This window comes from Nitrobacter sp. Nb-311A, from assembly GCF_000152905.1.
In the GTDB taxonomy this organism is placed as follows: domain Bacteria; phylum Pseudomonadota; class Alphaproteobacteria; order Rhizobiales; family Xanthobacteraceae; genus Nitrobacter.
This window is the reverse complement of the sequence record NZ_CH672416.1, coordinates 22859-31059: the sequence shown is the minus strand read 5'-3', so window position 1 is coordinate 31059 and position 8201 is coordinate 22859. Positions and strand designations below refer to the sequence as shown.

Genomic DNA, 8201 nt, shown 5'->3' with positions numbered 1-8201 from the left:
TACTTTTTTTGAGCAGACGGTTCTCCAGCATCAGATCGGCAACCGCCTCTTTCAAGGCACGGGTCTCACGGCGCAGGTCCTGAACTTCACCGGTCGTCGCAGCACGAGCCGTGTCGCCAGCCAGCCGCCGTTTGCCAGCTTCCAGGAATTCCTTCGACCAGGTGTAGTAGAGGCTCTGGGCTATCCCTTCCTTGCGGCACAGCTCGGCGATGCTGTCTTCGCCCCGAAGCCCATCCAGCACGATCCGGATTTTGTCCTCTGATGAAAAGTGCCGCCGCGTCGCACGGCGGATATCTTTGACTACGTGTTCGGCGGAGCGTTTGCCGCCAGTCGACTTCGTGCTCATGTTCGTTCCTTCGTCTGCGACGAGAACCGAACACTCCTTAGATCACACCATCAATTCTGTGCCATAGGTGCTGATCCCGGACATCGCACGGCGTGTCGATGTCGAAGGCTCTGTCCGCGCAACTCGTGAAGATCGAGAAGCAGGTCGCAGCTCTGCTCGAACGCATCCTTGACGCCAGTCTGCCGAGCGTCATCGCGGCTTATGAGAACCGCATCCAGACGCTTGAGGCGGAAAAGCTTTTGATCCGCGACCGCATGACCGAAACAACGCGTCCGGCGCAGGACTTCGACAAAACAGTTAGAACGGCGCTCGGCTTTCTCGCAAGCCCTTGGAATCTATGGCGCTCGGAGCGCCTGGAAGACAAAAGGGCGGTATTAAAACTCGCCTTTGCGAGGCGGCTGCAATACCAACGCGGCGAAGGATTTAGAACGGCGGATTTATCCTTGCCGTTCAAACTATTAGATCAATTTTCCGGTGACGATTTTGAGATGGCGCGCCCGAAGAGATTCGAACTCCTGACCCCCAGATTCGTAGTCTTAAGTTATCCACTTCCCTGAAATTCCTAGCCTTTCCCTGAGCGGTAAAAACCCCGTTGTCACAAGCTTTTTCGCTTCTAAGCTGCTACTCCGAAATTCCGGGGAATGCCGTTTCGGTGCTGCCCCGGTGCTACCCCGGATCGAATTGTAGCGAGGAAGCCATGACCGCCCAACGGATCACCAAGCGCAGCGTGGAAGCCCTCCAGACTAGCGGCGGCGAGTTCACGGTCTGGGATGATGCCCTGACCGGCTTCGGCGTGCGGGTGCGACCGACCGGCGCGAAGTCCTACGTGGTCGTCTACCGGGCCGGCTCTGGGCGCGGCGCGCCCGTACGGCGCTACACCATCGCCGCAGTCGGAAAAATCACTCCGGAACGCGCCCGGGCGCGTGCCAAGGTCATCCTGGCGGCAGTAGCGCATGGGCACGATCCAGCGAACCAGAAGACCGCCGAACGCGGCGTACCCACGGTGGCCGAGCTAGCAGACCGGTTCGTAACCGACCATGTGCGAGCCAAACGCAAGGCCGGGACCGCGGAGTTCTACCGCGATATTTTGGACCGCATAGTAAAGCCTGCCGTGGGCACGACCAAGGCCGACAAGCTGACCCGGCTTCAGGTCGGTAGGTTGCATTCCTCGCTCGCCGACACGCCCTTTCAGGCCAATCGCGTGCTGGCGGTGGTCGGCAGCATGTACGCCTTCGCAGGCCGCGCAGGCATCGTGCCGGAAGGCATCAGTCCGGCACGCGGGATCGACAAGTTCAAAGAAAGCCGCCGCGAACGTTTTCTGACCAGTGAGGAACTGGAACGGCTGGGCAGCGCAATCCGCGAAGCCGAGACTACCGGCATCCCCTGGTCGGTGGACGAAACTAAGCCCACCGCGAAGCATATGCCGAAGGCCAAGCGGTCCACTCGGATCGCGCCATCGGCGGCGGCGGCGCTACGGCTGTTGCTGTTCACTGGTTGCCGCCTGCGGGAAATCCTCCATCTCCGGTGGGAGCACGTCGATTTCGAACGCGGATGCCTGTTCTTGCCAGATAGCAAGAGCGGCCGAAAGACCATCATCCTCAATGCTCCTGCCCTTGCGGTGCTGAGCACAATGGATCGCCTCGGCCCCTATGTGGTGCCCGGCGACAATCCGGAGCGTCCACGTCGCGATCTAAAACGCCCATGGGATGGCGTCACCAAGCGGTCTGGATTGACCGGTGTGCGCCTGCATGATCTCCGGCACACATATGCGAGCTTCGGTGCCGGCGGTGGACTGGGCCTTCCGATCATCGGCCGGTTGTTGGGGCACGCTCAGTCGGCAACGACGGCGCGTTACACGCACCTTGACAACGATCCGCTGCGCTGTGCGTCGGAAGCCATTGCCGGCCGCATTGCGGCGGCGATGGACGGAAGGCCAAAAGCGGTCACCCTACCAATTCGGAAGCACGGTTAACTCCTTTCGTCATAAGGGAGTTGAACGTCAAGCCAACTGAAACTCGTTCTGATCCCACGCGGCATTCGTATATTCGTTCAAATCCAAACCAAGGCGGCCGGGATCAGTAACCAGCTTATAGTGCCAACTCCCGTTCTGCCCGAGGTGCGTCACTGCTGCGGCCCACCGCAGCGCGGCTTTAGCCTTTGCGTCGGCACTGTCCGTCACCTGTCCCTTTATCTCAATGATAACGTTCTGATCTTTGTCGGTCACGACAATGAAGTCCGGCACGTATTTCGCCGGGAGCCCGCGGCTGCGATAGGGAATGAAAAAGCCGAGCCGGTCGTTTTTCACCCATCTCCGGACTCCTGGATGTGTATCGAGAAGAAAGGCCGCGCTCTGCTCCCATTTTTGCGTGTCTGCGGCCATCGCGTTTAGATGGCAATGGTTAACCGGGTAGATCGGCTTCGTCGTGTGGAAATCGACATAAAGTGTACTGCCTCGGCCGGCTGCACCTTGAGGAATTATTGCAAGCTCAGCCTCAGATGTCGCGGAGCCTTTTTTTATCGCATCGAGAAGCGCGCTGATCGACGCTTGCATATACTCGCCGACCAGCAACACGTCACAGGGCTGGCTGTCGCCCTTCCGTTCCAACTTCTCAGCAAGGAATCGTTTTGCAGCAAAGGCCACACGCGGAAACAATTGCTGCACCGGCACGGCCGCCGCTCCTTTGTCGGCCTGCCAGCGGACACAGATCTCCCGTGCGAGCCGAAAGCTGACCTGCTGGTCGCGGAACAGGGCGCGCCAGTCTTTCAGTGAAAGCACCGGCTTTTCGCCGGGACCGTAGGCCGCCAGCGCGCCGTCCGGCGTGGTGAGCGGCGTCAGTTCGATCAGCTGCGGGATGCGCATCGGGTCGATGGTGACTTTCGTCACCTGATCCCAATCGACCGAGACATCAAGGCTTCCCGACTGGTGATAGCCGGTCACGATTGGGAAGGTGATCTCGTATTCGGCCTTCTCCGGCACCGAATAGATGTGGTTAGGGTCGGGCTGCGGCGGCCGCGGTCCCGCCGTTGCGACCTTGAATGGGATCAACTCAAACGGCACGCCGAAGACCTTAGCGGTCTCCTCGGCAAACATCTGCGTATCTTCATTGAGCGCATAGCTCTTGCGGCGCAGGGCTCGGCCCACGACCTGCTCGCAGAGGAGCTGCGAGCCAAAGGGGCGCAGGCCGACGATGTGGGTTACAGTGTTGGCGTCCCATCCCTCCGCGAGCATTGCGACGGAGACGATGCAGCGTACGTCGCGCCCAGGGGGAATGCGCTCGTCGATCCACTTCAAAGCTCCGTCGTTGTCGTCACTCGCGGCCTTCTCGTTGTGCTTGCGTACGAGCTCGGACCAGTCTTCGGGCACCTTGCCGCCGGGCCACTCGGCCTTGCCCACCGTATCAAGGATGAAGCGCAGCCGGCGCGTCTCGTCCTTCGTGCCGCCGGCCTCTATGTCTTCTATGACCCTCGAGTCGATGCGGACGGTGACCTCCTGGCCGGGAGCGTTTCGGAAATACGCCGGGGAAACGCCATAGCTGTCGTTGCCGTTGGCGAGCCACGAGTGCACCTCGCGCGCGACCGCCGTGTCCCGGCACACGACGATGAAGACTGGCGGTACCGGATGCTTGTGCTGCTGCTTGGAAAACTGCTCCCATTCCACGAAACGCTGATGCCAGTCCGCAGCCAGGAGATTGATGGGCGCACTGGCGTAGTTCATCACGATCTCTGGCGTGATCGTCGTGCCGAGGTCGTCCTCCTTGGCCTTGGCCTGCACCCACCGCCAGATGTTGAAATAGGCTGCCTCCGCTGCGCCTGTCACGTCGCGGGCCGGAAGCTGCGGAATTTTCACGAGACCTGATTCGATCGCGTCCAAGAGTCCGAAGTCGGACACGATCCACGGGAACGGCTTGCCGACATCGTTGCCGGAGCCCTGTATATAGAAGGGCGTCGCCGAAAGATCGACGCAGAGATTGATGCCGCGCCTGCGACTTCCGCCTGCGAGCTTGTGGATGCGGTCCAAACCTTCGATCCAGATGGTTGCCTCACGGTCATTCTTGCTGGCAAGGTCCTTATCGTCGTCGAGGATCTGCTCGTCGGTCATGGTGTCACCGCGACGATAGGCGTGGTGAGCCTCGTCGTTGAAGATCAGCCAGTGCGAGCTTCGCCCCTTGCCGGTGCCGAGCTCGCGGCGGATGCGCTTGAACCAGGCGACGTCGGACTCGAAGTATTTCGTCTCGATCGTCTCGTTAGCCTTTCCGGCATTCTTCACGACCTCGACCGGCTCGCCGGTCTTGACAACCTTGGCGGAGTCGCCGTTGACCGTGTTCGTCTCCTTCTTCGCGAGGCGGTGCCAGTTGGCGATCATCACGTCGCCACGGCGCAGCTCTTCCATCCGGTGCGGCGGCACCAGTTGCCGGGTCCGGTATAGGCTCAGGTCGCCTAGCGCCGGGTCAAGTTCCTGCAAACGCTCGCGGATGGTGACGTTGGGGCAGACGATCAGTATCGTATCGGAGAAGCGATCATCGCGCGGCGACGCGACGCTGTTGAGGATGGACCAACCGGCCAGCATCCCCATCACGGTGGTCTTGCCGGAGCCGGTCGCCATCTTGCAGGCGTAGCGGAGGAAGGCGCGAATGCCCGCCGCCTTGGACTCAAGACCAGGTTCGTCCTTCGGAATCTCGGAGACGCCCTTCCGGTAGATTTCGGTGGCTTCGGTCAGGAAGATGATCGTCTCAACCGCCTCGATCTGCGCGAAGAACAGCCGCTGCATCCGGTCGCTGCTGCGCCAGAGCTCGAGCAGCTCCTTCGTTACAGGGGATGCGCCGTCATAGGCGACGCCGCCTGAGCGTGCGCCCTCGCGCCATTCCTTCACCCGCTCGCGAATAACGTTGACGATCTCAAGTTCGATTTCCTCGCCCTTTGCGTCGTCGAAGAGCTCGGCCTGCTTCTTGGCCTTTTTCCCGCGCCCGGCATGTTCCGGCACGCGGTAGAAGTAACTGGCGCGACGGCGACCCTCGGCCTTGACCGGCGGCTTGCCGCGCTCGATCTGCCAGTACTGCTTCGGCTCGTGAAAGGGCGAGTTGATGATCGGCGAATCCACCTCGGCGACGGTCGGCGGCGCCTCCTGCTGCTGGGCGGCGGGCATCAGCGGCCACCCTCAGCGGCCTTGACCACCATCAGCTCGTTGCCGCGCTCGTCGATGGCCTTTACCGCGATGCGCTTTTTGTCGCCGAGCACGAAGGGCTCGCTCACCGTGCCGGCGAGGTGCTCCCATACGCTGTCGCTGAACTGGCCCTTGAGGGATTTTTGCAGGTTCTCCCACGCGCCGGTCTTGGGGAAGAACACCTGCGTCGCCATGAACACCATGCCGTTGTAGTTGCTGTCTAGCATCCAGCATGGCAGGTTCTCGGCCTTAATCTCATCCGTCTCCATCGTATCGGGCCGGAAGATGTCGAGTCCTTTGATGACGACGCGGTGGAGCTGCGTGCCGTCCTTCCCCTTACTGACCTGTTCCAGGGTGACGTCGGGCAGTCCGGTGATGGAAAAGATTTCGCTAGCCTTGGTGGTCTTGAGCAGATCGGACATAACCACGTCGGGCGTCACCGCCACATAGGTCGTCGGAACCTTCAACCTGCCCAGCATCTCGCGGGCCTTCGCCTGGATGGCGAAGCCGAAGAGAAAGAGTTGCTGGAAGCCTTGCTGCAACGCCTCGGTGTGGGCATTGAAGACATACTCGGAGCCGATGGCGCCGCCCTCCGGGCCGAAGACGAAGGCGATGCGTTTCTCGCTGCCGTTCTTTGCCACGCCCGCCGCGTGAAGATACTCGCGATCCGCTAGCGGGCTGATCGAGTCCAGTTGCAAGGTCACGTTGCCTGGGAGTTGAAGCGTCTTGCTTTGGCGCAGCAACTCGGTCATGCGGTCGAGATAGGCACGAGGATTATCCGAAAACTGCTGCGGCGTCTGCTGGCCAGAATCTTCCTCAAGACTCATGGCGGCCTGAATGGTTGCCTCAACTGTGAACGACCCGCAGACGCGCGTTATTTTGTCATTTTTCTCCGGTCTATCAACGAGACGGACCATGGAGGGGTCTAAATCGTTGGCTAGTGTTTCAAGCGTAATGCGAGGAACAAAACCGCCGATTTCTTCGCCGGATCGATTCTGGCGGCGTTCATAGATGAAGCCTCCGGCCGGCCCAGCCGCCGGAGTTTGTAGGCGGAACCATGGAAACGTTGCGGTAAGCAAGCGCTGACGAGCGAGCGCCAACGGCACACGCGACGTATCGCAAGTAATCCAGCGCCTGCCCCATTTTTCAGCGCAATAGGCAGTTGTTCCCGATCCGCATGTTAAATCGAAAACGAGGTCTCCCGGATCGCTCGTCATATTGATGCATCGTTCGATCACCGTCGGTGTGGTCTGGACGACATACGAGCGACTGCCAAACTCGATCGTGTCGGTCCATTGGTTTATCAGCGAACCATAACCAAAGTCGCGAAGATACATCTTAAAATATAGCTTTTGGCCAAGAACAAAAAGGCGATGCTGCTGCTCGAGTCGCGCAACTCCATCTTTTGTGGTCCGCCAACTCTTTCCGCGCTTTGTCGTGAAAGTTTGGCCATCAAACTGGATTGGAAAGGTGCAAGATGGTGTATAGCCTGATGAAGCTAGATCGCTCCGCTTGAATACGTTGTTCTTCGAGGCGGTGTTGTCAAAATCGTCCATCTCTTCCTTATGGAGCCGCCGGTGGCGATCAGGGCCTCCATCATCTGCGAATACGAACTCAGACCCTTTACCAACATTCTTTTTGACCCAAATGTTGTGGTACTTCATGATTGGCTTGGATTTGGCGTACCAACAAAGATAATCGACAACCGATTCAATCTTGCCCGATTCTAAGGGCATCATCGTTTTAAAGTTGATGACGGCGACGAAATTTTCTTCGCCAAAGACTTCGTCAAGTACGGCACGAACAAGGTGTAAATTCTCATCCGAAATCTGGACGAAAATACTACCGGTATCGGTGAGCAGATCGCGAGCAAGGCGACAGCGATCTCGCATGTATGTCAGATAGGAATGGCGACCGAGCTCCCAAGTGTCTCGGTATGCCTTGACCATCTCCGGCTCACGAGAAAACTCTTCATCCTTCCCATGCTCGACCTTGCGGCGGCGAACGAAGGGTTGAAAATTCGATCCATATCTCACGCCATAAGGCGGATCGAAATAGATCGTCTGCACCGAGTTGCCCATGCCCTCGTATTCGAGCAGGGAGTTCATGACCTGCAAGGAGTCGCCGAGGATGAGCCGGTTGGTCCACGGTCCCTTGTGGTCGTAGGCGTCCAGCTTGTCAGCGACGTCTAGGTTGATGTCGCCGAACAGATCGAGGTTGGTGCCGAGTGCCTTGTGCGACCTCAGCGTCTCCAGGATCGCCTGCGTCGAGTGCCGTTCGTGGACGAACAGGGGAAGCGTCGATACCGTCACCTGCTGCCGCTCGGCCTTACCGGTCCAGTTGAGGAAGGGCTTGGTTAGGCTGCGGAGACGTGCCACGCATTGGGATAGTGACGAGAAGCTCTCCCCGTTGGCCGCCCACACCTGCGGCGTGGTGAATACCTTGCTCTCTCCCTTTTCCGCGGCGTCCGCGACGAGCGACAGCAGCCATTCCGCAAGGGCGCGATCGGCGTTTTCATCCCAGGATAGCTCGGGAGCGAGGCTCGAATCGTATCTGTAGGTTTTGGGTGCCTTCTTGTTCGAAAACTGCGCCTCGACGCCAACATCTGGACGCTGCACGGCTTCCTGATCGTGCCTGTAAACCGATGCGTTGCCAGAACGTTTGTCTTTCGCCATCTCCGCGCTCCCCCAAACA

5 protein-coding genes are annotated in these 8201 nt (G+C 59.5%); 2 read left to right on the top strand and 3 right to left on the bottom strand.

Annotation, left to right across the window (positions count from 1 at the left end):
- The coding region (locus NB311A_RS09290; RefSeq protein ID WP_009798269.1) for a transposase at positions 1–346 on the bottom strand (346 nt) is incomplete at its 3' end.
- Positions 347–471: 125 nt separating this feature from the next.
- Between NB311A_RS09290 and NB311A_RS09285 the strand changes: the two genes are divergently transcribed.
- Together NB311A_RS09285 and NB311A_RS09280 are read left to right on the top strand one after the other, a co-directional pair.
- Complete coding sequence (locus tag NB311A_RS09285; protein WP_131522903.1) at positions 472–903, top strand: hypothetical protein; 432 nt, start codon at positions 472–474, stop codon at positions 901–903.
- Positions 904–1043: 140 nt separating this feature from the next.
- Positions 1044–2318, top strand: coding sequence for a site-specific integrase (locus tag NB311A_RS09280; RefSeq protein WP_009798267.1), 1275 nt, complete (start codon positions 1044–1046; stop codon positions 2316–2318).
- A 27-nt stretch (positions 2319–2345) separates the two neighbouring features.
- Here NB311A_RS09280 and NB311A_RS09275 read toward each other — a convergent pair whose 3' ends face one another.
- The gene (locus tag NB311A_RS09275; RefSeq protein WP_009798266.1) at positions 2346–5489 is read right to left on the bottom strand and encodes a BPTD_3080 family restriction endonuclease; all 3144 of its coding nucleotides are present in this window, start codon (positions 5487–5489) and stop codon (positions 2346–2348) included.
- Positions 5489–8182, bottom strand: a complete 2694-nt coding sequence (locus tag NB311A_RS09270; RefSeq protein WP_009798265.1) for a site-specific DNA-methyltransferase — start codon at positions 8180–8182, stop codon at positions 5489–5491. The genes NB311A_RS09275 and NB311A_RS09270 overlap by 1 nt, the downstream gene beginning before the upstream one ends.
- Positions 8183–8201: the final 19 nt, after the last annotated feature.

Excerpts from the sequence above, each read along its gene's own strand:
- NB311A_RS09280 (WP_009798267.1), top strand. The coding sequence starts at position 1,044 with ATGACCGCCCAACGGATCACCAAGCGCAGCGTGGAAGCCCTCCAGACT.
- NB311A_RS09275 (WP_009798266.1), bottom strand. The coding sequence starts at position 5,489 with ATGCCCGCCGCCCAGCAGCAGGAGGCGCCGCCGACCGTCGCCGAGGTG.
- NB311A_RS09270 (WP_009798265.1), bottom strand. The coding sequence starts at position 8,182 with ATGGCGAAAGACAAACGTTCTGGCAACGCATCGGTTTACAGGCACGAT.